Genomic DNA, 23606 nt, shown 5'->3' with positions numbered 1-23606 from the left:
AATGATTCTGATGTGCTATCACATCTTGTACCAAAAGTATAAGCAACTACTTTTAACAAAATCTTATCCAAAGAATATCAAAGCCATCTTTGTTTGGATTTATTCTGTACATAAGGCCATTGTTCATCTATTTCAGGAGCAATAATTACTTCTATCGTATTGATAGAATGATTTATCTTTTTTAACGCTAGATTTTTTTAAAACACGGATAACCGTATTGATACCCACTTTTAATACTCTTACTGTATCCCTAACTCCAGAGCCATTGATTGACATATCTACTATCTGAGCCTTGACTCCAGGCTTAGAGGCATTATTAATATATTACAGTTAAAAATATCGATTACACTGCTTGCATTGATATCTCTGTTGTTTTGAAATTGAATATCCCGCCTTTACTACTTTTTCTGTGTCGTTATAATATCTACACTTAACATCTATTCTTGATCTACACTTAACATCTATTCTTGCCATAACTCCTTAACTATAATTCTCTCTTATTACTGTTTGAGGATTATAGACTATTCATGCTAAGCTGCAATACGGGGGGCGCGACCAGATTGGCTAAGATTATATAATATTAAAATTATTTAAGGAATTTTAATTAATTTTATTTGCAGTTTGTAGGATTATAAATGATTATATACAATAAGGGTGTTGTTGTTAGGGCTAGGCTTCGGCTTTCCCGCTGTCACCCCGTGGCTTGACCACGGGGTTCAGTTACTAATAATAAAATTATTAGTATTATTAAGTTATTTTTATGGATACCGTGGTCAAGCCACGGTATGACATCGGACTTATACAACAAAGCCCCTAACAAGCAGTAAAACTAATTTTAAAAACCATGCTTAATACCTTTTTAATTATTATTTCATTATTTATTTGCTTAACAACTTACCTATTTATCAAAAAAACAGATATTTTTACAAATTTATTAATTCTAAACAGTTTTACGGCTATTGTTAGCTTGTTTATTTGTTGCTTAGGATTGTATTTAGGTAATAGTTCATATTTGGATATAGCAATTATTTACTTCCTTTTAAGCTTCATAGCCACAAACGGTTATTTAAAATATTTTATACATGAATCAGATAGAAACAAAAAAGATTAATTTAGCAATTTTAGGCTGCGGTCTTAGCGGTATGCTAACTGCGCTTTCTTTTGCACAAAAGGGTATAGAAACTACTATATTCGAGAGTAAATCGATAAAAAACCCGAAATTCTTTAAAGATATAAGAACGACTGCTTTAACGCCGTATTCTAAAAACTTCTTATCCTCTATCGATATATGGAAAGATTTGGAAGAGTTTGTTGCAGAAATGCGAGATGTATATGTAGTAGATAATAAGGCGTCAGAGATATTAGATTTACGAAACGACGATGACACTGTACTTGGATATGTGGTTAAGAATAGCGATTTTAAAAAAATATTATTGTCGAAAGTAACTAATAATTCGTTGATAACATTAATTGATAATAATCAATATCAAGAAGTTATAAGTCATAATGACTACTCAATTATAAAATTTGATGATGGACAAATTAAATGTAATTTATTAATTATATGTGACGGAGCAAATTCAAAAGTGAGGTCTCATTATTTTGCTAATGAAATAGAAAAACCTTATCAAACCGCTCTTACATTTAATATTAAGCATGAAAAGCCGCATGGAAATTGTGCTATGGAGCATTTCCTGCCACTTGGTCCTCTTGCTTTATTGCCTTTGAATGATCAAAATAGCTCTTCCGTAATATGGTCAACTTCCGCTAGCCAAGCATCCTTAATTCTAGACTTGCCTATAGAAGAAGTCAGATTTTTAACTCAAAGAAATGCCGGTAATTCATTAGGTAAAATTACTATTGATAGCGAGATGAGTGGCTTCCCGTTAAAAGCTCGTATGGCAAATAGATATTTTCATAATAAAATGGTGCTTATTGCCGATACTGCTCACACAGTACATCCACTGGCGGGGCAGGGGCTTAATCAGGGCATAAAGGATATAGAGACTTTGAGTATGATTGTTAGTAATAATGGTACATTACAAGAATATCAAAAATTAAGGCAGGAGGATAATTTTATTATGTATAAGCTGACTGATGAGTTAAATAATATTTTTTCACACTATTCAAAAAATTTAAGATGTATAAGGCAAATAGGGTTTAAAGCAATAAATAATCTTAAGACTATTAAAAACTTGATTACTGGCTATGCGATGGGGAAGAGGTGAGTGTTCTTATGTCATTCCTGCTAAAGCAGGAATCTAGAAAAAAAGCATAAATACAGCAAATTTTTTAAATTAAAAGCTCGATTTATCTCGCTTTATGCTGGATTCCTGCTTTTGCAGGAATGATATAAAAGAGCAAAAATGACGTAGAATGTGAAATAACATAGAACGTAATTTTATGAGATATGTATGAGTAAAGAAAATTTAAGCAATAAATCATCTATTAATGCTTCTAAAAAAGGAATAAAGAATGCAACGGATAGTAATGAGAGGACACCAAAAACCTCTATAAACACACCGGAAGGCGTAACACAGCCGAATCTTGAACCGCAAAAAGAACAGCAATCGCAAAACAATAAGCCGGCGGGAAAAAGAACACTAAAAGAGGATACAGCACTTTACAGCGCTAGAGTTACTCGTGTCGGAATCGCTGCAGGTGGGGTAGCACTTGAAATAGTAAAAGGGGTCAGTAAAATTGCTGTTACCCATAACCCTATTGAGATAGCAGCACGTTTCATATACCTTAACAAGACTGATGCGGCTATAGTTTTCCAGAAAGTTAATAATAGACGATATTAACAGTAGGGATAAAAATGCCGGATATAGAGCCAAAGATATATCCAGCTGAATTTAAAGAATCAGCGATTAGATTAGCTATTGAGTCTAAGCAACCTTTTGCTCAAGCAGCTAGAGAACTAGGAATTACGAAGTATAGTCTATATAATTGGGTTAATAAACATTCAAAACTCAAGGAAGTAATGAGATATGAAGAACATCTGTATGATGAATTAAGGAGATTGAAGAAGAACTAGATAGAGTAACACAAGAACGTGATCTATTAAAAAGGCTGCCGCGTACTTTGCAAAAGAATCCCAATAAGGTACGCATGGATAAAGGAAAACAGAGGTAATTTTTCCATTTCTGCTATGTGTAAATTTATGAAAGTATCACGTAATGGTTATTATGAATGGTTAAATAATCTTGGATGTAATAGGGTTAAAGAAGGTAATGAATTAACAAACAGAATTGAAATTATCTTTAAAGAAGGTAGAGGTAATTATGGAACTAGACCTATTAAAAAGGAACTATCACGGCAAGATATAACTGCTAGTAGGAGACGCATTGCAAGACTAATAAAAGAAGCTAATTTGCTATGTAAAACTAAACGTAAATTTAAAGCCATTACTGACTCTAATCATAATAAGCAAATTGCTCCTAATTTATTAAATAGAGAGTTTACAGTTTATGCTGCTAATTGTTATTGGGTTGGAGACATAACCTATGTGCCAACTGGTGAAGGCTGGCTATATTTAGCAACTGTTATTGATCTATTTTCTAGAAAAATTATAGGATGGTCTATGAGTAATAACATGAGAGCTGATTTGGTTAATAATGCTTTATTAATGGCAATATGGCAACGTAAACCAGCAAAAGGGCTTATTTGGCATACTGATAGAGGTAGTCAATATTGTTCTGATAGTCATTTAAAAATTATAAAACAACATGGTATCAAACAGAGTATGGGTCGTAAAGGAAATTGCTTGGATAATGCTGTTGCTGAAAGTTTCTTTCATACTATAAAAACAGAATTAATGTATCAATATAAATTTAAAACTAAGGAGGAAGCAAAATATGCCATATTTGAATATATAGAGGTATTTTATAACCGTATCAGAATGTATTCTGCTAACGATTATTTATCACCAGTAAGATATGAAGAGATACAAAATTGCACTTAAACAACTGTCCGGAAAAGTGTTGACAGATCATTGTTTTTTTTAAGTTGTTTACTTGGTCCTTTAAACCTTCTTTCTCTAGAAATTCTATTAATCTCTCATGCGGTGTCTTTATTGCTGCTACTTCTTGCGGTGTTTGAAACTATCTAAACATAACTATATCCTCATTAAATTCTATAAATCTTAATATTTTGTTAAAAATTAGCTTATAGACAGAATCATAATAAAGAGTTTTAAGAATGCAATAGAAATTTAATTAGAAGTATTAATAAATGAGTTGAGGTTGTTTAAGAAGTATGCAAAGTTAGGTTCCTTATAATATTTAAAATTTGGAATTTAAAAAAGATTTGATACAAAAATTAAAACAAAAGGCAAATAAAAGGAGTATATGGATTTTTTAGAAAACGAAGAGAACCTCCGAAACCCTGAAAAGGCTTGGCGAGAGTGACGGGACTCGAACCCGCGACCTTCTGCGTGACAGGCAGACGCTCTAACCAACTGAGCTACACCCCCTTTACATAAGAGATAACAATATATATAACAATTCTTCCATTTCTGCAAGAGCAAAATATCTTATTTCATTAAAAAATATATAGAATCTAAACCGCTAAATTTTACTTCTTATCGCTATTAATTTAAATTGTTACTATTAGTTGAAACATTGAAAATTATTATACTTTTTAAGGATTTTGTTAAAAAAGAAAACCTAGTGGTTACACCTATATTGAAAAATCCTTCTTTATTAAATAATTATTAGAGGTTTTATATGACTAAACCATATGTCATTAAATTAACTACTCCTTTTGAGCATATTAAACTTTATAATCCTATACCCGATATTGCTCTTAGCAGTGCTATTACTATGCAGGCAATAATAAATGCAGCTAATACTTCTACAAAGAAAGAAGCAACAAAAGCAGGATATAACGCTAAAAAGTGGCTTTTTGAAAATAATGGGTCGCGCCCCCGTATTGCAGCTTAGCATGAATAGTCTATAATCCTCAAACAGTAATAAGAGAGAATTATAGTTAAGGAGTTATGGCAAGAATATATGTTAAGTGTAGATCAAGAATAGATGTTAAGTGTAGATATTGTAACGACACAGAAAAAGTAGTAAAGGCGGGATATTCAATTTCAAAACAACAGAGATATCAATGCAAGCAGTGTAATCGATATTTTCAACTGTAATATATTAATAATGCCTCTAAGCCTGGAGTCAAGGCTCAGATAGTAGATATGTCAATCAATGGCTCTGGAGTTAGGGATACAGTAAGAGTATTAAAAGTGGGTATCAATACGGTTATCCGTGTTTTAAAAAAATCTAGCGTTAAAAAAGATAAATCATTCTATCAATACGATAGAAGTAATTATTGCTCCTGAAATAGATGAACAATGGCCTTATGTACAGAATAAATCCAAACAAAGATGGCTTTGGTATTCTTTGGATAAGATTTTGTTAAAAGTAGTTGCTTATACTTTTGGTACAAGATGTGATAGCACATCAGAATCATTACTGAAAAAAACCGGAGGATTTTAAGGTTACTTTTTACTTTACAGATGGATGGGGAAGTTATGCTAGGTTATTAGATCCCAAAAAACACATTGTTAGTAAAAAATATACTCAACGGATAGAACGGGGTAACTTAAATCTTAGAACAAGATGCAAAAGACTGACACGTAAAACAATTTGTTTTTCCAAGTCATTGGATATTCATGATAAAGTCATCGGAACTCTTATTGAACGTATAGCCTTTTAATATCCACATCTGTAAAATGGAGGTGCGACCAAATAATGAAAATTTTAATGCTACTTGTTTAGAAATGGGCATTGAACCTAATTATGTAAGAAAAACTGCAAAAAGCTAATTAAATCACAACAAAATAAATTATATCTTAGGGGCAAGTATTCTAAACTCTATGGCTAAAGTTTAAATTAATTGTAATAAAACTTGAAATTACTATAATTATAAATTAATTGTATAGGTGTTACTTAGTAACTCCTATATATTAATAATTATTTCAGATTATAAAGGTTATTTATGAGTATTTCAGTTTCAGGTCAACATATTTCTATCGGTAATAATTTACAAGAATATTCAAAGGAGAGAGCTACACAAGTCGTAAAAAAATATTTTACCGATATAATAAATATAGATATACATTTCTCAAAAGAGGGAATTAATTTTAAGTGTGATATTATAGTAAAATATGGTTCAGGTAAACATAGTATTATCAAAAGTAATGATAGTTGCAATGATATATATGTAGCTTTTGATAAAGCTATGTCAAAACTTGAAAAACAACTTAGAAAATATAAATCAAAATTCAAAAATCATCACGCAGGTAAAGTAAAAATATCCGAAATTGCTTACGAAGGTACTAAATATATTATTAGTTCGCAACCTGATAGTGAAACCTCTAACTCCGAAGATAATGATAATCCGGCAATTATTGCTGAAAAGCCTGTAGAAATATTAAAATTATCGGTAAAAGAAGCGGTAATGAAAATGGATTTAGAAAATTTGCCAGCAGTAGTATTTAAAAATATTAATAATGATCGTGTAAATATAGTTTATTATCGTAAAGACGGTAATATTTCTTGGGTAGATTATAATTAATGCTCATTATCCCTTATAAAGGAATTACACCAAAAATCGATAAAAGTGCATATATTGCCGAAGGCAGCTCTTTAATAGGAGACGTGGAAATAGGGTGTAACTCAAGTATTTGGTTCAACAGCGTTCTTAGAGGCGATGTTGAATCAATAAAAATAGGCAGTAATACTAATGTACAAGACGGCACGGTAGTTCATACTTCAAGATTTAACGGACCGGTAGAGATAGGCGATAATATAACTATCGGTCATCTTTCTCTTATTCATGCCTGCACAATACATAATAATGCCTTTATCGGTATGCGTACTACGATAATGGATTATGCAGTAATAGAAGAATATGCTTTTATTGCAGCAGGAAGCCTAATCCCACCAAAGAAAATAATTAAATCTAAAGAATTATGGATGGGATCACCTGCAAAATTTGTTAGATATTTAACCGATCAAGATTTAGAATATATGCAAGATAATGTAAGAAACTATGTAGAACTTGCGAATGTTTATAATATACTAGTTTAATTTGAAAAATTGGTGATGTTACTTTTCGCTTATGTAATAGCTGAGATTCAATCTTACATTTAGTAGAATAAGATAAGTATTAAATAGAGGATTAGAAATGAATCTAAATCAAAAAATAATAAAGCCAAAAATAGGATTACTGGGATTAGCTAGGAGTCTTGGAAGTATATCGTCAGCGTGTAAAGCTATGGGATACAGCAGGGACAGTTATTATAGGTTCAAAGAGCTATATGAAACTGGGGGAGAAGAGGCGTTATATGAGATTAGCCGGAAGAAGCTAATTATAGCAAATAGAGTTGATCCTGCGGTAGAGAGAGCAGTATTAGATATGGCGGTAGAATACCCAGCTTATGGTCAGATGCGAGTATCAAATGAGCTTAAAAAGACTGGTATTCTTGTATCACCTGGGGGGTTAGATCAATTTGGCTACGTAATGATTTAAATAATATCAATAAAAGACTTAAAGCATTAGAAGTAAAAATGGCTCAGGATGGTATTGTTCTTACCGAAGCTCAGTTACAAGTATTAGAGAAACGGCGTAGCGAGAAAGAAGCTCATGGAGAAATAGATACACAGCATCCAGATTATCTAGGATGCCAAGACACATATTATGTAGGTAATTTTAAAGGTATAGACAAGGTATATTCTCAGGTATTTATTGATAGCTATACTAGGGTTACAGATGCTAAATTATATACTGATAAAACAGCTTTTACCGCTACTGACATGCTTAATGATAGAGTACTGCCGTGGTATGAGAGTCAGCAAATACCAGTACTTCGTATTCTAACTGATAGAGGTGGTAAATATAAGGGTTAGCAATTGATTACATGACCAAGAAATGGTCCATGCCTATACCAAATTGGAATGCGGCTATGGCTCATTTTTTAATAAAATTTGAAGATAGAATCTAGGCCTTTGAAAAAAAGTTTACACACTTAATTGAGAAGACCCTTAGATCTTGATTTCTACAGTTTATCTACGCTGCGGTTATAAGCTTCAAAGCATCTTGCTCTTTTATCTACTTTTCGTTTATCGTAGTATATAAAGAATCTTTAAACGCCTTTACTGTGTTTTTAAGTAAAAACGCAATAGTCATCGGTCCTATACCGCCTGGGACAGGAGTAATATATTTTACTTTAGATTTAACATTTTCAAAATCAACATCACCAACTATTTTATTATTTACGATTCTAGTAATACCTACGTCAATTACTATTGCTTCAGAGTTAAAGTATTCTAGAGTTAATTTTAAAGGCGAACCTATTGCAGCAACAACAATATCTGCTTTAGATGTAATAGAACTTAAATTTTGTGTTTTAGAATGACAAATAGTAACGCTGCAATTTTCTTGCAATAATAAGGCGCTTAAAGGTTTACCTACTATATTTGAGCGTCCAATAATTACAGCGTTTTTACCGCCTAAATTCGGTTCATATTTTTTTATAACTGCAAGACAACCAAGGGCAGTGCAGGGGATAAAACCTTGACTAATCCCGCTATGTAAATAACCGACATTTAAAGGGTGGAAACCATCTATATCTTTAGAGGGTGATACTGCCGATAAAATTTTATTTTTATCTATAGAACTTGGTAAAGGCAGTTGAATTATGATTCCTGAAATCTCGTTATCAAGATTCAACTCGTTGATTTTCAATATTAAATTATCAGTATGAATAGTAGTAGATAGATTTACTAATAAAGTATCTATTCCTATTGTATGTGCATTTTTTATTTTATTTCTTACATAAATAACGCTTGCCAGATTATCGCCTACTAGTACTATAGCAAGCTTTGGTGAAGTTTTGGTTTTATTTTTAAGCTCCCCAATTTCTAGCTTTAAATCTGCTAATATCTCATTCGCTAATGCTTTACCATCAATTATATTATTCACTATATACCCTTGATAAATGAAGAATTGGTATACGAAGATTAACTTTAAAAAGAGCAAGGGGTTCACAAGGCGAGGAGCGGAGCGTATACTTAATACGTGAGCACCGCAGCTCTTGTAGAACGACATAGCCAATTTTTAAAGTTCATCGAGTATACTTAGTAGTGGAGTACTCAAAATGTAGAGCTTTGCCGTCAAATACTTTGCTATAAGCGTGATGAAGACTGCTTGCTGCCTCAGCAAAACCCGTAAGAATCAGCTTAAGCTTACCGGCATAATGAGCAATATCGCCAATGGCATAGATCCCTTCTATATTAGTTTGATAATAGAAAGGGTCTACCTCAATATGGTGAAGCTTAACATTTAAATCCCAATTTACTAAGCTACCTAAATCTTGTTTCAAACCAAAAAACGGTAGTAATATATTAGCTTCTAATTTCTTAGTATTATTTTGTAGGTCTTTAACTATAACCGCTTGAAGTTCGCCATTATTGTCGTTTAAATCATTTAACTGATAACCTATTACTAACTCTATTTTACCGGTTTCTGCAATGCTTCTTAACTGCCTTACGCTTTCAGGAGCTGCCGTAAATTTATCCCGCCTATGTACTAAATATATTTTATTTGCAATTTCTGAAAGAGAAATAGCCCAGTCGACGGCGGAATCACCACCGCCTGCTATAACTATATTTTTACCTGCAAATTTGCTTTTATCATTAATGAAATAAAAAACCGATTTGCCTTCAAAATCCTCGATATTTGCAAGGGGGGGCTTATTCGGACCAAATGAACCTGCTCCTGCTGCAATGACAATAACTTTGCCTCTAACAATAGTATCTCTTGAGGTTTTAATCTCAAAAAAATCATCTTGCTTATTTAGTTCTATAGCTTGCTGATTTAGGTGATATATAGGCTTAAAAGGAGCCGCTTGAATCTCTAACTGTTTTATTAGCCCTTCTGCCTCAATTTTAGGATATGCTGGTATATCGTAAATAGGCTTTTCAGGATATAGAGTAATACATTGACCGCCGATGGCTTCTTGAGCGTCAATAACATGACATTTCATCCCAAGCATTCCTGCTTGAAAAGTAGCAAATAATCCTACAGGACCTGCCCCTATTATTATAACATCGGTATTATGCATTATTTTTGTTTAGTTTTATTTTTAAAAGGATTTTATTAGATATTGAGGAAATAATCAATTGTTATTGTTAAATAGATATTGATTTAATATATCCTAACTTAGCCCAATTAAGAATTTTTTGATCTCTAGTAAGTAGGGTGGCTCCAAGACATTTTGCTGTTGCTACAATAATTCTATCAGCAGGGTCACCGTGAAAATCATCCATAAGAGAAACGCTTTCGGCAGCCACTTCCGGAGAAATATCTTTAATAGATAATCCGTTGATACCTGTTATAGAATTTAGAAAATCTTTTATAGGTTCGTAAATATTAATACGCTTTTTAAAGTTAAGCATAGCTATTTCCGATAATGAGATAGAACTTAGGAATAATTGCAAATTTTCTTGAGCTAAATTGATTATATGCTTTGTTTTTTCTGATAATTCTTCAGGTTGTAATAATGACCACAATAAAACATGGGTATCTAGTACTAAAGCATTATTAATATTCTGCATTCCATTTTTCTTCTATTGGTTCTAATATATCAGTTTTTATCTCAGCCTTATTTCTTAGCATGCCGAATATTGAGGTCTTTTTAGTATTTATAGGTAATATTTGTGCTACTTCTCTATCTCTTTTGGTAATTATGATAGATTCTTTACCTGTTTGTAATTTCTCTATTATCTCAAGACAATGAGACTTAAATTGACTTATTGCTATTCTAATAGCCATTTTTTTAATCTAAATAAATAAAAGTATTATTATATTATAATAGTCAAATTAAATAGTCAATTAATATATAACCCTATTTACAAATATAATTTTTTAATTTAAATTAAATAACCTTATTTAAACTTTTTTATTGCGATTTTATATAATTTTTAGTTAAAGTTTAATTAATTAAAAATTAAATATAGGTAGTATATATGAAAGAATTAATAGCATTTTTAAAAAGTAAAGGTTTTGAAAAACAAGCTCACAAATTAGCTAAAGGAGAGACTTATCTTGATTTTAGTGGTAAAAAAATAAAAGTGACAACAGCGGTCGAAAAATGATACATGATTTTAATATATACTGTTTGAAAATTGATACAGTATAATAAGAAATCATTTGATATTTAAGTCATAAGATTATCCTCCTGTTTATTAATCACCTCTATTGATACAAGACCAGCTTTCTTTTTATTTCTAAGTCTGAAACTATCCCCTTTAATATTGAGTATCGTGGAATGATGGAGCAGACGATCTAAGATAGCAGCTGTAAGAGCACTATCCTGAGCAAGATTATTGTACCATTGTCCAAATGGAAGATTACTTGTAAGAATTATACTATCTTTCTCATAACGCTTTGCTATAACCTGAAATAATGGATTAGCTTGTTCCTGTTTTAATGGCAGAGGTCGCACCTCCATTTTACAGATGTGGATATTAAAAGGCTATACGTTCAATAAGAGTTCCGATGACTTTATCATGAATATCCAATGACTTGGAAAAACAAATTGTTTTACGTGTCAGTCTTTTGCATCTTGTTCTAAGATTTAAGTTACCCCGTTCTATCCGTTGAGTATATTTTTTACTAACAATGTGTTTTTTGGGATCTAATAACCTAGCATAACTTCCCCATCCATCTGTAAAGTAAAAAGTAACCTTAAAATCCTCCGGTTTTTTTCAGTAATGATTCTGATGTGCTATCACATCTTGTACCAAAAGTATAAGCAACTACTTTTAACAAAATCTTATCCAAAGAATACCAAAGCCATCTTTGTTTGGATTTATTCTGTACATAAGACCATTGTTCATCTATTTCAGGAGCAATAATTACTTCTATCGTATTGATAGAATGATTTATCTTTTTTAACGCTAGATTTTTTTAAAACACGGATAACCGTATTGATACCCACTTTTAATACTCTTACTGTATCCCTAACTCCAGAGCCATTGATTGACATATCTACTATCTGAGCCTTGACTCCAGGCTTAGAGGCATTATTAATATATTACAGTTAAAAATATCGATTACACTGCTTGCATTGATATCTCTGTTGTTTTGAAATTGAATATCCCGCCTTTACTACTTTTTCTGTGTCGTTATAATATCTACACTTAACATCTATTCTTGATCTACACTTAACATCTATTCTTGCCATAACTCCTTAACTATAATTCTCTCTTATTACTGTTTGAGGATTATAGACTATTCATGCTAAGCTGCAATACGGGGGGCACGGCCGTATTTTCACACCTAAATTTGAGAGGTGAAGACCTTGATTATATCCTGGTTTTCCCGTTCAATAAACTACAAGAAGCCGCGAGCTTTCTAGAGTTGGCGGGACACATGGTACGTGTTGCGAACCTTTAACGAGTTTAGATTAGCCTTGATTCGGTAGGTCCTTAAGCCTATTTACTTAAATAATCCTTTAGCTTTCTGCTAAAATTCCCTTATAATTTTTTTTGATTAAAAATATTTAGATAAGCTTATGCAAATTTTTATAAAAAGAATTCAACTTCTAACTGCGGGAGATCATTCTCAGAAAATATAGTGAAAGTCTTTAATTCAGCTAATGTATTATCTAGCCTTAGCCATCCGCCTTTTTGAGTATATTCTAGCTTAAAACCGAGCTTTAAAGGAATTTTAATGCTTGCTAAATTCTCTATATTGCAATGAATTTCAACTTTTCTAGCATTCAAAATTCTAAAAGCCAGTAAAACCATTATATGAGTTGCAGTAGTAGCGTAACCTTTAGATCTTTGACACTTTCGGATAAAATACGAAATACCGAATTGCGGTATTGACCAACCAGCTTGAAAAGGCGGGAAAGCACATCTTCCAATGATATTACCGGTTGTTTTATCAATAATAAGATAACGAATGTAATTACCTAATATAAACTCAGTATGATGCTTTCTACATTCTTCTTCTACCGATTCTAAAGTTGGGGGAGTAGAGGACTAATTAAGCCATTTTACATAATCTTCATAACCATCCATATATTTTTTTACTAAAAAATACTATTTTGAGTATAAATATCAATATAAATTATATTAATTTTAAGAATAAGGAAAAAAAGATCATAGGATCTAACTAACTTCTGTTGTTAAGGTTTGGCGGGGAGCGTGAGACGTTATGCGAACCTTTAACGAGTTTAGATTAGCCTTGACTCAGGCGGTGGTTAAGCCTTTGTATGTTTTAATTTAAAACTACAAGACATGGCTTACTACCCATAATCCCATAAACAGCTGGCGGAGAGAGGGGGATTCGAACCCCCGACACGTTGCCGTGAACACGCTTTCCAGGCGTGCGCCTTAAACCGCTCGGCCATCTCTCCTAAACTTTAATATTTTTTTATCTGAAAAGAGTTATAAAATAAGCTTTTCAAATAAAGATAGAATATATTTTAATCCATTTTATCAAATATATTATTTGCCTCTAATAGTTCTATTTGTGTATTAACGCCAATAAGTAGGTTATAATCAGAGAGGGAATATGCGACTTTTTCTTCCCGATCTTTACATATTTTTACCATTGAGGTTAAGTAAATTTCCTGGTTAATACGCTCTGCGTTCATACATATAGATAGATATTTATGTAATATTCCTGGAGCAAAAGCCATTATACCAGAATTACATAGCTTAACTTCTTTTTCTTTTTGAGTAGCATTTTTAAATTCTACTATCTTTAAAAAATTACCAGCCTCATCTGTTATTATTCTTCCGTACTGAGCAGGATTCTCTGTTTCAAAAGCTAATGTAATTAAAGCAGAATTTGTAGAATTTAAATAATATATTAAATTATTAATAATACTTGGTGTAATAAGTGGATGGTCACCATATAAAACCGCTACTATTTTGTTAGGATCAATTAAATCTATTGCTGCATGAGTAGCATGAGCTGTACCTTTAGGTTCTTTTTGCAGTACAAAACGACACATATTCTCATAAGGTGTTAAGTGTTTTTTAAGTCCCTCTGAATAAACTATAACTACATCATTTGTGACGTTAAGCGAATTCTTTAATACCGTTTCAAGCATTGGAACTCCGCCAACTTTATGCATTACTTTGGGTAAATCGGATTCCATTCTAGTACCCTTGCCGGCTGCTAAAATAACTATTTGATAATTTTTTGAGCTATAAGTCACTGCCCTCCTTTTATCATTATTTCATAAATATCATCAGATAGCTCATAATTACCGAAAACTCTCTGCACATCGTCACTTTCTTCCAAAACTTCCACAAGCTTTAGTAATTTTTTAGCTTTTTCTATATCATCTATAACTATTGTATTTAACGGAATCCAGCCTATATAAGAGTCTTCAGGTATGTTGTATTTGTCGTTTAAAAATTCTAGAACTTTAGAAAAATTTTCAATATCTGTATAGATTGTATGGAGTACCTCATCAGATATAATATCATCTACACCTACTTCTATAACCGCTTCTAAGATATTTTCACTCGATGCTATATTGCTAGGATATTGAATAACTCCACAATGCTTGAATAAATAATTAACACTGCCGGTTTCGCCTAAACTCCCACCATATTTAGTAAAACTAGAGCGTACTTCGGCGGCAGTACGGTTTTTATTATCTGTTAAAGCTTCAACTATTATAGCAATACCATTCGGTGCATAACCTTCATATCTAATTTCTGTATAATTTTCGGTATTAGAAGAATCATTAGCACTATTAATAGCTTTATCTATTCTTTCTTTGGGAAGATTTTGACTACGTGCGGCAGTTAAAGCATTTCTAAGACGTGGATTATTTTCAGGATTATTAGAAGAACCGGTTTTAGCTGCAGTAACTATTTCACGAATTAATTTAGTAAAAACTTTTGCTCTTTTTTTATCCTGAGCACCTTTACGATGCTGAATATTTTTGAATTTTGAGTGACCGGCCATATTATTTTTTTCTTTCAAAAGTAGTATTATATACTCCGAAGTAAAATGAAGAGTAGTATACGAAGATTAATTTGGAAAAGAACAAGGAGTCTATAAGTCGAGGAGGGGAGCGTATATTAAACGTTCAGCATCCGAGGGCTTACAAAGACGACGTAGCTAATTTTTCAAGTTTATCGAGTATATTTTTTTTTCAAAAACGATTAATTAACCTTGTTTTGCTTTAAATCTTTTGTTCTTTTTATTTATTACAAAAATTTTACCTCTTCTTTTAACGATTTGACAATCTTTATCACGTTTTTTTAGTGATTTTAATGAACTAACAACTTTCATAAAATATACTTGTTACATTTAATTTGGACTAATAATAAACATTTTTATTTATTCAGTCAATTACCAATTTAAAGCATTTTTAAACAAAATACCACGTTTCGTGGTATTTTGTTGACATATGTTAATAAAATGATGCATTATATGTTTATAAAGATTAAAAAATATCGTATTTCATGGTTTTTGAGTACAAATTTAACCAATAATTACAAATGGGACAAATTATGAATAAATATTAATTATATAACTTTAGTCAAGAAACTGTAAATGGAGTTTAGACAAACCATATTATGATGAATTTCTTGTTGAATTACCAAAATTAGTTCAAAAATTTAATCTATCTAAAATAATTACAAAAGTAGATTATCTAGGCAAACATGTATCCATATTTAATGCAGTAGGAGACCTAGCACCATATGCTCAGCTTGCTAAATGGGTGAGAATGCCATTAATGACGAGCAGCAAGGTGAAAATACAAATCACCGTTGGAAAACTATAAAAGCAGTGCTGGAAAAAACTCAAAATAAAGGAATATATTATTATAGTTTAACAAGAGGCTGGGAAAATAATAAAGGTGTGGCACAAGGAGATCAGATACTGAAACTTCTAGAAAAAAATTTACAAGCAACAAAAGACCATAAAATTAAATCAGAAATATTTAACCTCATACTAGAAGAAGCAAATAAAGGAGAATACGGTTTATACGCTATTCCGTGTAATTATAAAAATAATGAAAATGTAAAGAATGCAGCTGCAAAACATCAGGAATTTATTAATGATGGGCTTGAAATATTAACAGTATGTTGGGCTACTATAGAGCCTACAGGAGACTTATTTGAAAATGAATCTTCTGATGAGGAATCAAATATTTCTTATAACGATTTCACTCCGCCACCAGGAATGCCAAAGGAATTGGATTTAAATAATTCTAATTCTGATCATTGGAATACTTTATTGGCCGCGCCCCCCGTATTGCAGCTTAGCATGAATAGTCTATAATCCTCAAACAGTAATAAGAGAGAATTATAGTTAAGGAGTTATGACAAGAATAGATGTTAAGTGTAGATCAAGAATAGATGTTAAGTGTAGATATTATAACGACACAGAAAAAGTAGTAAAGGCGGGATATTCAATTTCAAAACAACAGAGATATCAATGCAAGCAGTGTAATCGATATTTTCAACTGTAATATATTAATAATGCCTCTAAGCCTGGAGTCAAGACTCAGATAGTAGATATGTCAATCAATGGCTCTGGAGTTAGGGATACAGTAAGAGTATTAAAAGTGGGTATCAATACGGTTATCCGTGTTTTAAAAAAATCTAGCGTTAAAAAAGATAAATCATTCTATCAATACGATAGAAGTAATTATTGCTCCTGAAATAGATGAACAATGGCCTTATGTACAGAATAAATCCAAACAAAGATGGCTTTGATATTCTTTGGATAAGATTTTGTTAAAAGTAGTTGCTTATACTTTTGGTACAAGATGTGATAGCACATCAGAATCATTACTGAAAAAAACCGGAGGATTTTAAGGTTACTTTTTACTTTACAGATGGATGGGGAAGTTATGCTAGGTTATTAGATCCCAAAAAACACATTGTTAGTAAAAAATATACTCAACGGATAGAACGGGGTAACTTAAATCTTAGAACAAGATGCAAAAGACTGACACGTAAAACAATTTGTTTTTCCAAGTCATTGGATATTCATGATAAAGTCATCGGAACTCTTATTGAACGTATAGCTTTTTAATATCCACATCTGTAAAATGGAGGTGCGACCGATTTGCGTATAGAAATTATTAATTCTTTTTAAGAAATAAAGGTAAGCTATCATAACTTCTCTTATGAAATAAGCGAAGTTATGATATTTAAGACGTAAAAACTTAATCTAAATCAAGGTCAACCTGTAAAGTATAGCCTAAAGAATCAACTATGTGGTTTTTTAAATTATTTTCAATAGTTTCAAAATTTTCATTTCTAGAAAAGTTTTCTTCATACCATTTTATATATGTTTCTGCTGTTGCTTTTAGTGGACTTAATGGCTCTCCACCAAACACATAGTCTAATGCTTGTAATGGATTACTTGTTCCTTTTACTATTACCTTACAATATTCATATTTTAGAGCCTTACTTTCATTATATGCTATAGGATTGAAAACCCATATTTCATGACTTTTTAAGATTTAAATTTAATTAAAATAAGGATATATATTTGTGAAAGAGTCCTTGATTGAAAAATTAAAAAAAGATATTGTGGACCTACTAGGAACGACAGATTATTTGAGCATACTCATCGAAATTAAAAAGCTTGTTGAAGCTGATAATATTGATAATGCAGAATTAAAGAGAGGTTTATTGTCCTTAGAGCAGGTTTCAAAAGAAGTAAAATATAATAACGAAGCTGCTACAAAAGCTAAAGAAATATTAGATTTACTAACTCAAGATTTAACGGCGACTAAAAGTGATTCATTAAAAACAGCAATATTTCACGTACTACTAAATGATTGCAGCGACTATTATAGAAATAATGAAGATGTTAAATGGCTTAAAGAAATTGACGTAAGATGGAGTAGTGTCTTACCCCTAGAATCAGGTGAAGAAGTATTTTTACAGTAAAATAAATCGATATCAAAATATTTTACAGAAGTTAATGAACAAGTTATATTAGCGTCAATAGGAATAGAGCTAACTCAAATATTAAAAATGTTAGGTTTTGTTGAAAATAATTCTGATATTAACGATTTAAGCGTATCATAACTTCCCTTGCTTCATAAGATAAGTTATGATACGCTGATTTATCTTATTTATAACTTAAGTTATTTTAGCGTATCGCTATGGTTTGGAAATTGTACCAAATTTTCCTATGTCATTCCCGCGAAAGCGGGAATCCAGTTCTAAAAAAATACAAATATTATAAACGTAGATTATTTTATGTTTTTCTAGATTCCCGCTTTCGCGGGCATGGCATAGAGGCAAAGAATAACACAGTGACCGTCCTAATCCTGTTATTTTCCTTCCTCTTCTTTTCAAATTCGGCTATTGCCGATCCTGAAATAACTGAATCCTTTAAATGCTCTAAACTTTTCCCTTATTTTGAAAAAAAATTTAATATTCCCTCTAATACGCTACATTCAATAGCTTTAAAAGAATCCGGTAAAAAACACAAAACTCGTAAAATTAGAGTAGTATGGCCTTGGACTGTAAACGTCGAAGGGAAAGGCTATTATTTTAACAGCAAAAGAGAAGTCGTAAGTTTTGTTAGAATAGAGCTTATAAAAGGGCGAGAGAGTATTGATGTCGGATGTATGCAGATTAATTTAAGACATCATTTAGGAGCTTTTAATTCCCTTGAACAAGCATTTGATCCAAATAATAACGTTCATTACGGTGCAAAATTCTTGCGTTCAAAATATGATCAGCTAGGGAGTTGGCACAAAGCGATAGCACATTACCATTCAGCCACTCATTCTTTAGGGTTTAAATATAAGCAAGATGTAGTTAAAATAGCAAATAACATGGTACTTTATAAAGCATCCTTACATAGTTATCTAAATAATAATGAAGGGGTTTTAGAAGATAAAATTTCGGTAAATAATAACAAAGTTCAAAAAAAGTCACTTTTTAGTGGTAATAAAAGATACAGAAGTAGTATTATGATACCGATTCCTGCTAAAATTAATTAAATTTATGAATATTAAATTAATGACATGTTTTTTAATATTAGTAAGTATGGTAAAAGCAAATGCCGATTTTAACAATATTCAAGATAATTTTGAATATCAGGAAGAGCAGCTAACAATAAAATTACCTTGGAGTGATTGTACTGAAATTCATAAATTCTTAGAAGAAAAATTATCTTTTTCAGAACAACAAATAAAAAAAGAAAATAAAATTCACGAGAAATATAAGCAATTTTATTTAAAACATAACAATCCTACTAATTTTTCTATGCAATTTCTTGAGAAAAAATCCGAGACTAATAGAATAGAAACCTTAATATCAGGTCTTTTTAAATTTTGTGAAGATAATTTTCAAACTAGCAAAAGCAAATCTAACTCTCTAAATTATTATATTAAAAAACAACAAGACCAGTGGTTTAATGATATAAGAAATGAGAAATATAAAATATATTACAAAAAGAAATATGGAGATGGTATTTTTGTCTTTTCGCCAAGAAGAAATTAATATTTGTATATTATATTATATTATATTATATTATATTATATTATATTAACTATATAATAATATACAGGTTTATTTGTGTTAAAGAAATTTATATTAGTATTGTTGTGTATAAGTAGTTATAAATCTCTAGGGGAATCTAATAATATAGAAAAAAGGGAATAGTAATCTTGTAGATTTTCAAGAAAATTTAAGTGATACAAATTATGATCTAGGGAAACCTTCAATTTTTATTAAGGATGAATAATTAAAAGAATATAAAGAACTTTATATTCTAAATAAAAATCAGTGGGATTCAAATCTTTTATCGCCTAATAAAAATACGAAGCCTATAGTTATCGGTATTCAGGATAATTTCGGAGAGCTACATAGAGCTAAAGGGGATGATATTCACACCGAAAGACAGAGAAAATTTATTCAAAATAGCTGGCTAAAAGATGATTCTTTTAATTATCGGCCAGTAAAAGATGGAAAAACTATAGGAATAGAGGACTTAATTAAGGATTTTAATTCTAAACAACAAATGAGGGAATTATATATTCAACAGATTAAAGCTAAAAAATCATCGAAATAGTGCAGTAGAGGGGATAAGTAACAGCTTATTTATAAAACATGCAGTTGATGATATAATAAATCGTTTGAGAATGGTTGATAAAAACTTTGATTCTATTTTAGAAATATCTGCAAAGTGCGGTTATCTTACAAATTTACTAAAAACTACCTACAGAAATGCCGATATTACTGCAACCGATATGTCGCCTTTATTGCTTGATTCTTTTGAGCATAATCATAAATTATTAATTGATGATGAAGATTTAGAATTTCCTCCGAATTCTTTTGATTTAATTGCTTATTCATTAGGATTGCACTGGATAAACGATGTGCAGCGTTTTCTATCTAATATAAGAACATTTTTAAAGCCTGACGGTATTTTTATCGGTAATTTTGTCGGCGGAAATAGCCTAAAGAAGTTACGAAAATCCTTAATAGATACTGAAATAGCAAGCAATTTTAAACACTCTCCACATATCTCTCCTTTTATTCATTTTGACCATGTCCCAATACTATTATCACAAGCAGGATTTGCTGAAGTAATTGTTGATTATGAAAATATTAGCCTTAAATTTGATAACCCTTTAGTTTTAATGAGAGAAATAAAAAATATCGGTGAATCAAATTCACTGAATCTTCGGCATAATTACGCCGTTTCTAAAAAGATGTTTTTTTTACTACAAAATTATATAGTTGATTCAGCCCCATTTGGTGACAGACATGAGGAGCGAATCTTATATACTAATAAGCGAGACGACGAGCAACGAAGCACCAAGTGGGAATCAATTGACTACACAAACGGTTTTGAAGATAATATTACTTTAATTAGTTTTATTGCTTCACCAAATAAGAATAATATAAGATTAAAGTTGTTATAGGGGTGATAGTGGTGTATTTTTAGCAGTATTACGTCATTGCGAGCTATTCATATGTCTTCTATGTTGTTCCCGCGTAGGCGGGAATCCAGTAAAGCATATAAAAAATTTTATCAAATATGTAGCTTCCGTAATATATTGAAGTTATTTTTCTGGATCCCCGCTTTCGCGGGGATGACATATGAACGATGCAATGACGATCCAACAATTTATTAAGGTCAAACAAATATGCAAGAATTTGATTTAGTGGTAATAGGTAGCGGTCCGGCTGGTTATACAGGCAGTATTAGAGCAGCTCAACTAGGTATGAAAGTAGCGTGTATTGAGAAAAATGATACTCTTGGCGGTACTTGTTTAAATATCGGTTGTATACCGTCGAAAGCTTTACTTAATTCCTCCGAAAAATATGAGGAAGCTCTAAAGCATTTTGAGAGTATAGGTATTACTACAAATGTAAAATTAGACTTACAAAAAATGCTCGCTAATAAAGATGAGGTAGTTCTTGATCTTACAAAAGGTATAGAAAGCTTATTTGTTAAGAATAAGGTTACTAGGATAAAAGGCGCAGCTAAAATTATCGCGAGCAACATCGTTGAAGTAAATAATGAGCAAATTAAAGCTAAAAATATCTTAATTACTACAGGCTCTAGCGTCATAGAAATGCCGAATATCAAAATAGATGAGGAGTTTATTGTTTCATCAACCGGTGCTTTGAAGCTTTCTAAAGTACCTGAAAACTTAATAGTAGTCGGCGGGGGATATATAGGTTTAGAGCTTGGTTCAGTTTGGCGTCGTTTAGGAGCTAAAGTAACGGTTATTGAGTATGCCGAAAGCATTGTACCTATGCTTGATAAAGAGATTGCTATGCAATTTATGAAGTTACAGCAAAAGCAAGGGATAGAGTTTAAACTAAGTACCAAAGTATTATCAGCAGAAGTAAAGTCAGGAAAAGTAAATCTGACAATAGAGGGGGGTGGTAAAAGCTTAGTAATAACTAGTGATGTTGTTTTAATGGCAGTGGGCAGAAAAGCCTATACCCAAAACCTAGGGCTTGAGTCTGTCAGTATTGCTACGGACAAGCAAGGTAGAATTGAGATTAATGATCATTTTCAAACAACAGTTTCTAATATTTATGCAGTCGGTGACGTTGTAAAAGGAGCGATGCTTGCTCATAAAGCCGAAGAAGAAGCTGTAGCTGCCGTGGAAATTATGGCAGGGCAGGCAGGGCATGTTAACTATAACTTAATCCCAAGCGTGATATATACTTATCCTGAAGTAGCAAGCGTCGGTGAAACGGAAGAACAGTTAAAGGAAAAGGGTATTAATTATAAAGTAGGTAAGTTTCCATTTTTAGCAAATAGTAGGGCAAGAGCTATCGGTAGTACGGAAGGGATGGTTAAGATTCTTGTAGATAGTAAAACCGATAGGGTTTTAGGAGCACATATTATAGGAACTGATGCAGGTACACTAATTGCCGAGCTTATCGCTTATATGGAATTCGGAGCAGCGGCTGAAGATATAGCTCGAACCTGCCACGCCCACCCGACTTTAAACGAAGCTATAAAAGAAGCGGCTCTTAGTGTAGATAAAAGGACAATCAATATGTAAATATTCAAATTGTCATGCCGTGGTCATGCCTGCGTTGTTGCATGGCTCGCAAAACCCACTCGATGTCATTCCCGCGTAGGAGGAAATCCAGCGTAAAGCGAGATAAATCGAGCTATTAAAAAATATTTTAGATCAGGATTTTATTCAAATAAAGCTTTTTAAAAGCTTTAAAGTACTGGATTCCCGCCTACGCGGGAATGACATAAACGAGCCATGCAACAAGCTGGGTCAAGCCACGGTATGACAATGATATGACAAAACAAGCACTACGTCTTTATTTCAAAGATTTTTTAATCAAAAACCAAGATAAGATAAATTCCGATTTAGTAAGAAGCTCCTTAATAAATAAAATTAGTCGGTTATTAAAGAAGTTAAAAATACAGACCGTTGGTCTCTATTATCCTCTAAAATACGAAATTAATTTACTTGAAATATCAAACTTACATCCTGAAATAAAATTTTTCCTACCAAAAGTTATACAACTAAATTCAGAAAGCTTCAGACAAGATGAATTTAAGAGTAAGCTTGCGGAGCGTACAAAAGTACGCGAGCATAGACTTAACTCTAAAAATTTGCTTGTATCAAGCTTTCTGAATGACGCTGTAGCAGATGAAATCAAATATTGTTCATATAAATTCAATGATGAGCTGGTGCTAGGTGGTTTTAAAACCTATGAGCCTATAAATAATAATTTTTATAAACCGGAGTTGATTATTATTCCAGGATTTGCGTTTAGTAAGGACGGTTATAGACTTGGATACGGCAAAGGACATTTTGATAGATATTTAAATAATAACCGAGATATATTAACAATCGGAGTTTGTTTAAAAGAACAATTAATAGATAATTTTCCGATTGAATCACATGATCGTAAGCTTAATTTTATGATTTCAGTATCAGCATAATTCAAAAAGCTTGATACAAGAGAATTTTGCAGGATTCGCCTGTGTTCACGTATTTTTAACGGCTTTCGCAGGCTAACCTTTAAATTCACCCTGTCTAAAACTTTTTGATTATGCTGTACGGTTTTCTTAATTTTTCTTAACTTTTT

At 31.7% G+C, this 23606-nt stretch carries 32 protein-coding genes, 2 tRNA genes and 6 pseudogenes; 21 read left to right on the top strand and 19 right to left on the bottom strand.

The annotated features are described in order from the left end of the window. Nucleotides 1–77: 77 nt before the first annotated feature. Both AAGD46_RS09050 and AAGD46_RS09045 read right to left on the bottom strand, forming a co-directional pair. On the bottom strand, nt 78–131 hold the full coding sequence (locus AAGD46_RS09050) for a hypothetical protein (RefSeq protein ID WP_410525954.1): 54 nt from the start codon (nt 129–131) through the stop codon (nt 78–80). A 1-nt stretch (nt 132) separates the two neighbouring features. Beyond that, entirely contained in the window at nt 133–276 is a 144-nt protein-coding gene (locus AAGD46_RS09045; RefSeq protein ID WP_341786690.1) for an IS1-like element transposase, read from the bottom strand. Between the two features lie 568 nt (nt 277–844). On the opposite strand from AAGD46_RS09045, the gene AAGD46_RS04365 reads away from it, so the two are divergent. The 5 genes from AAGD46_RS04365 to AAGD46_RS04345 all read left to right on the top strand — a co-directional run bounded on the left by AAGD46_RS04365 (nt 845) and on the right by AAGD46_RS04345 (nt 3964). Further along, nucleotides 845–1111, top strand: coding sequence for a monovalent cation/H+ antiporter complex subunit F (locus tag AAGD46_RS04365; protein ID WP_341786683.1), 267 nt, complete (start codon nt 845–847; stop codon nt 1109–1111). Continuing rightward, a complete protein-coding gene (gene ubiH, locus AAGD46_RS04360; protein WP_341786682.1) occupies nt 1083–2228 on the top strand; it encodes a 2-octaprenyl-6-methoxyphenyl hydroxylase in 1146 nt (381 codons plus the stop codon). The genes AAGD46_RS04365 and ubiH overlap by 29 nt, the downstream gene beginning before the upstream one ends. Nucleotides 2229–2414: 186 nt before the next feature. After that, nucleotides 2415–2804 (top strand): hypothetical protein, encoded by a 390-nt coding sequence (locus tag AAGD46_RS04355; protein ID WP_341786681.1) that lies wholly within the window; start codon nt 2415–2417, stop codon nt 2802–2804. 14 nt (nt 2805–2818) lie between these two features. Then, on the top strand, nt 2819–3037 hold the full coding sequence (locus AAGD46_RS04350; RefSeq protein ID WP_341786680.1) for a transposase: 219 nt from the start codon (nt 2819–2821) through the stop codon (nt 3035–3037). Nucleotides 3038–3094: 57 nt separating this feature from the next. Then, complete coding sequence (locus tag AAGD46_RS04345) at nt 3095–3964, top strand: IS3 family transposase (RefSeq protein WP_341787897.1); 870 nt, start codon at nt 3095–3097, stop codon at nt 3962–3964. Nucleotides 3965–4397: 433 nt separating this feature from the next. On the opposite strand, the gene AAGD46_RS04340 is transcribed toward AAGD46_RS04345, so the two are convergent. Continuing rightward, nucleotides 4398–4474, bottom strand: a tRNA-Asp gene (locus AAGD46_RS04340). Between the two features lie 253 nt (nt 4475–4727). Between AAGD46_RS04340 and AAGD46_RS04335 the strand changes: the two are divergent. Together AAGD46_RS04335 and AAGD46_RS04330 are read left to right on the top strand one after the other, a co-directional pair. Next, nucleotides 4728–4916: pseudogene (locus tag AAGD46_RS04335) on the top strand (hypothetical protein); the annotation flags it as partial. Between the two features lie 83 nt (nt 4917–4999). Then, nucleotides 5000–5718 (top strand): annotated as a pseudogene (locus AAGD46_RS04330) (IS1 family transposase). Here the strand turns inward: AAGD46_RS04330 and AAGD46_RS04325 are convergent. Next, a complete protein-coding gene (locus AAGD46_RS04325) occupies nt 5662–5790 on the bottom strand; it encodes a hypothetical protein (protein WP_341787964.1) in 129 nt (42 codons plus the stop codon). The pseudogene AAGD46_RS04330 and the gene AAGD46_RS04325 sit on opposite strands and share 57 nt — an antisense overlap. 210 nt (nt 5791–6000) lie before the next feature. On the opposite strand from AAGD46_RS04325, the gene hpf reads away from it, so the two are divergent. From hpf to AAGD46_RS04310, 3 genes and pseudogenes are all read left to right on the top strand, one after another. Further along, on the top strand, nt 6001–6579 hold the full coding sequence (gene hpf, locus AAGD46_RS04320; RefSeq protein ID WP_341786678.1) for a ribosome hibernation-promoting factor, HPF/YfiA family: 579 nt from the start codon (nt 6001–6003) through the stop codon (nt 6577–6579). Then, nucleotides 6579–7094: a gamma carbonic anhydrase family protein gene (locus AAGD46_RS04315; RefSeq protein WP_341786677.1), complete on the top strand. Its 516-nt coding sequence runs from the start codon at nt 6579–6581 to the stop codon at nt 7092–7094. Before hpf ends, AAGD46_RS04315 begins: the two co-directional genes overlap by 1 nt. A 97-nt stretch (nt 7095–7191) precedes the next feature. Next, nucleotides 7192–7910 (top strand): annotated as a pseudogene (locus AAGD46_RS04310) (helix-turn-helix domain-containing protein); the annotation flags it as partial. Nucleotides 7911–8115: 205 nt separating this feature from the next. Here AAGD46_RS04310 and folD read toward each other — a convergent pair. From folD to AAGD46_RS04290, 4 genes are all read right to left on the bottom strand, one after another. Further along, nucleotides 8116–8988, bottom strand: coding sequence for a bifunctional methylenetetrahydrofolate dehydrogenase/methenyltetrahydrofolate cyclohydrolase FolD (gene folD / locus AAGD46_RS04305; RefSeq protein WP_341786676.1), 873 nt, complete (start codon nt 8986–8988; stop codon nt 8116–8118). A gap of 142 nt (nt 8989–9130) precedes the next feature. Then, nucleotides 9131–10129 carry an NAD(P)/FAD-dependent oxidoreductase gene (locus tag AAGD46_RS04300; protein ID WP_341786675.1) on the bottom strand — a complete coding sequence of 333 codons (999 nt, stop codon included), beginning with the start codon at nt 10127–10129 and terminating at the stop codon, nt 9131–9133. A gap of 67 nt (nt 10130–10196) precedes the next feature. After that, nucleotides 10197–10622, bottom strand: a complete 426-nt coding sequence (locus AAGD46_RS04295) for a type II toxin-antitoxin system VapC family toxin (protein ID WP_341786674.1) — start codon at nt 10620–10622, stop codon at nt 10197–10199. Continuing rightward, nucleotides 10609–10839, bottom strand: coding sequence for a type II toxin-antitoxin system Phd/YefM family antitoxin (locus AAGD46_RS04290; protein WP_341786673.1), 231 nt, complete (start codon nt 10837–10839; stop codon nt 10609–10611). The genes AAGD46_RS04295 and AAGD46_RS04290 overlap by 14 nt, the downstream gene beginning before the upstream one ends. A 194-nt stretch (nt 10840–11033) precedes the next feature. Here AAGD46_RS04290 and AAGD46_RS04285 point away from each other — a divergent pair, with 194 nt between their 5' ends. After that, the gene (locus tag AAGD46_RS04285; protein WP_341786672.1) at nt 11034–11162 is read left to right on the top strand and encodes a hypothetical protein; all 129 of its coding nucleotides are present in this window, start codon (nt 11034–11036) and stop codon (nt 11160–11162) included. 62 nt (nt 11163–11224) lie between these two features. On the opposite strand, the pseudogene AAGD46_RS04280 reads toward AAGD46_RS04285, so the two are convergent. The 9 genes and pseudogenes from AAGD46_RS04280 to ykgO all read right to left on the bottom strand — a co-directional run. Further along, nucleotides 11225–11515, bottom strand: a pseudogene (locus tag AAGD46_RS04280) (ATP-binding protein); the annotation flags it as partial. Nucleotides 11516–11534: 19 nt separating this feature from the next. After that, nucleotides 11535–11699 (bottom strand): annotated as a pseudogene (locus AAGD46_RS09040) (IS1 family transposase); the annotation flags it as partial. A 55-nt stretch (nt 11700–11754) separates the two neighbouring features. Then, nucleotides 11755–11910 carry an IS1 family transposase gene (locus AAGD46_RS09035; RefSeq protein ID WP_410525963.1) on the bottom strand — a complete coding sequence of 52 codons (156 nt, stop codon included), beginning with the start codon at nt 11908–11910 and terminating at the stop codon, nt 11755–11757. 1 nt (nt 11911) lies between these two features. Next, nucleotides 11912–12055 carry an IS1-like element transposase gene (locus AAGD46_RS09030; RefSeq protein ID WP_341786690.1) on the bottom strand — a complete coding sequence of 48 codons (144 nt, stop codon included), beginning with the start codon at nt 12053–12055 and terminating at the stop codon, nt 11912–11914. Between the two features lie 538 nt (nt 12056–12593). Next, nucleotides 12594–12992, bottom strand: coding sequence for a GNAT family N-acetyltransferase (locus tag AAGD46_RS04270; RefSeq protein WP_341787896.1), 399 nt, complete (start codon nt 12990–12992; stop codon nt 12594–12596). A gap of 352 nt (nt 12993–13344) precedes the next feature. Then, nucleotides 13345–13432, bottom strand: a tRNA-Ser gene (locus AAGD46_RS04265). Between the two features lie 69 nt (nt 13433–13501). Beyond that, nucleotides 13502–14242, bottom strand: coding sequence for a sugar phosphate nucleotidyltransferase (locus AAGD46_RS04260; protein WP_341786671.1), 741 nt, complete (start codon nt 14240–14242; stop codon nt 13502–13504). After that, nucleotides 14239–15003: a YebC/PmpR family DNA-binding transcriptional regulator gene (locus AAGD46_RS04255; RefSeq protein ID WP_341787895.1), complete on the bottom strand. Its 765-nt coding sequence runs from the start codon at nt 15001–15003 to the stop codon at nt 14239–14241. Before AAGD46_RS04255 ends, AAGD46_RS04260 begins: the two co-directional genes overlap by 4 nt. 204 nt (nt 15004–15207) lie before the next feature. Continuing rightward, nucleotides 15208–15333, bottom strand: coding sequence for a type B 50S ribosomal protein L36 (gene ykgO, locus AAGD46_RS04250; RefSeq protein ID WP_004998227.1), 126 nt, complete (start codon nt 15331–15333; stop codon nt 15208–15210). A 429-nt stretch (nt 15334–15762) separates the two neighbouring features. On the opposite strand from ykgO, the gene AAGD46_RS04245 reads away from it, so the two are divergent. From AAGD46_RS04245 to AAGD46_RS09015, 4 genes and pseudogenes are all read left to right on the top strand, one after another. Next, a complete protein-coding gene (locus AAGD46_RS04245) occupies nt 15763–16329 on the top strand; it encodes a hypothetical protein (protein ID WP_341786663.1) in 567 nt (188 codons plus the stop codon). A gap of 238 nt (nt 16330–16567) precedes the next feature. Next, nucleotides 16568–16711 carry an IS1-like element transposase gene (locus tag AAGD46_RS09025; RefSeq protein ID WP_341786690.1) on the top strand — a complete coding sequence of 48 codons (144 nt, stop codon included), beginning with the start codon at nt 16568–16570 and terminating at the stop codon, nt 16709–16711. Continuing rightward, nucleotides 16668–16766 carry an IS1 family transposase gene (locus tag AAGD46_RS09020; RefSeq protein WP_410525950.1) on the top strand — a complete coding sequence of 33 codons (99 nt, stop codon included), beginning with the start codon at nt 16668–16670 and terminating at the stop codon, nt 16764–16766. Before AAGD46_RS09025 ends, AAGD46_RS09020 begins: the two co-directional genes overlap by 44 nt. 157 nt (nt 16767–16923) lie before the next feature. Beyond that, nucleotides 16924–17088, top strand: a pseudogene (locus AAGD46_RS09015) (IS1 family transposase); the annotation flags it as partial. Here AAGD46_RS09015 and AAGD46_RS04235 read toward each other — a convergent pair. Together AAGD46_RS04235 and AAGD46_RS04230 are read right to left on the bottom strand one after the other, a co-directional pair. Further along, on the bottom strand, nt 17032–17172 hold the full coding sequence (locus AAGD46_RS04235) for a hypothetical protein (RefSeq protein ID WP_341786662.1): 141 nt from the start codon (nt 17170–17172) through the stop codon (nt 17032–17034). The pseudogene AAGD46_RS09015 and the gene AAGD46_RS04235 overlap by 57 nt on opposite strands. A gap of 49 nt (nt 17173–17221) precedes the next feature. Next, nucleotides 17222–17395: a hypothetical protein gene (locus tag AAGD46_RS04230; RefSeq protein ID WP_341786661.1), complete on the bottom strand. Its 174-nt coding sequence runs from the start codon at nt 17393–17395 to the stop codon at nt 17222–17224. Nucleotides 17396–17552: 157 nt separating this feature from the next. Here AAGD46_RS04230 and AAGD46_RS04225 point away from each other — a divergent pair, with 157 nt between their 5' ends. The 6 genes from AAGD46_RS04225 to AAGD46_RS04200 all read left to right on the top strand — a co-directional run bounded on the left by AAGD46_RS04225 (nt 17553) and on the right by AAGD46_RS04200 (nt 23460). Further along, nucleotides 17553–17954 carry a hypothetical protein gene (locus AAGD46_RS04225; protein WP_341786660.1) on the top strand — a complete coding sequence of 134 codons (402 nt, stop codon included), beginning with the start codon at nt 17553–17555 and terminating at the stop codon, nt 17952–17954. Between the two features lie 218 nt (nt 17955–18172). Then, the gene (locus AAGD46_RS04220) at nt 18173–19021 is read left to right on the top strand and encodes a lytic transglycosylase domain-containing protein (RefSeq protein WP_341786659.1); all 849 of its coding nucleotides are present in this window, start codon (nt 18173–18175) and stop codon (nt 19019–19021) included. A gap of 4 nt (nt 19022–19025) precedes the next feature. Then, on the top strand, nt 19026–19523 hold the full coding sequence (locus tag AAGD46_RS04215) for a DUF2532 domain-containing protein (RefSeq protein WP_341786658.1): 498 nt from the start codon (nt 19026–19028) through the stop codon (nt 19521–19523). A 641-nt stretch (nt 19524–20164) separates the two neighbouring features. Further along, entirely contained in the window at nt 20165–20950 is a 786-nt protein-coding gene (locus AAGD46_RS04210; protein ID WP_341786657.1) for a methyltransferase domain-containing protein, read from the top strand. A 225-nt stretch (nt 20951–21175) separates the two neighbouring features. Beyond that, nucleotides 21176–22555 carry a dihydrolipoyl dehydrogenase gene (lpdA, locus tag AAGD46_RS04205; protein WP_341786656.1) on the top strand — a complete coding sequence of 460 codons (1380 nt, stop codon included), beginning with the start codon at nt 21176–21178 and terminating at the stop codon, nt 22553–22555. A 251-nt stretch (nt 22556–22806) separates the two neighbouring features. Further along, nucleotides 22807–23460: a 5-formyltetrahydrofolate cyclo-ligase gene (locus AAGD46_RS04200; RefSeq protein ID WP_341786655.1), complete on the top strand. Its 654-nt coding sequence runs from the start codon at nt 22807–22809 to the stop codon at nt 23458–23460. Nucleotides 23461–23606 lie beyond the last annotated feature (146 nt).

It is taken from the genome of Rickettsia endosymbiont of Cantharis rufa (assembly GCF_964026445.1).
In the GTDB taxonomy this organism is placed as follows: domain Bacteria; phylum Pseudomonadota; class Alphaproteobacteria; order Rickettsiales; family Rickettsiaceae; genus Rickettsia.
The sequence above is the reverse complement of the archived record's forward strand: the minus strand, read 5'-3'. Positions and strand labels throughout refer to the sequence as shown.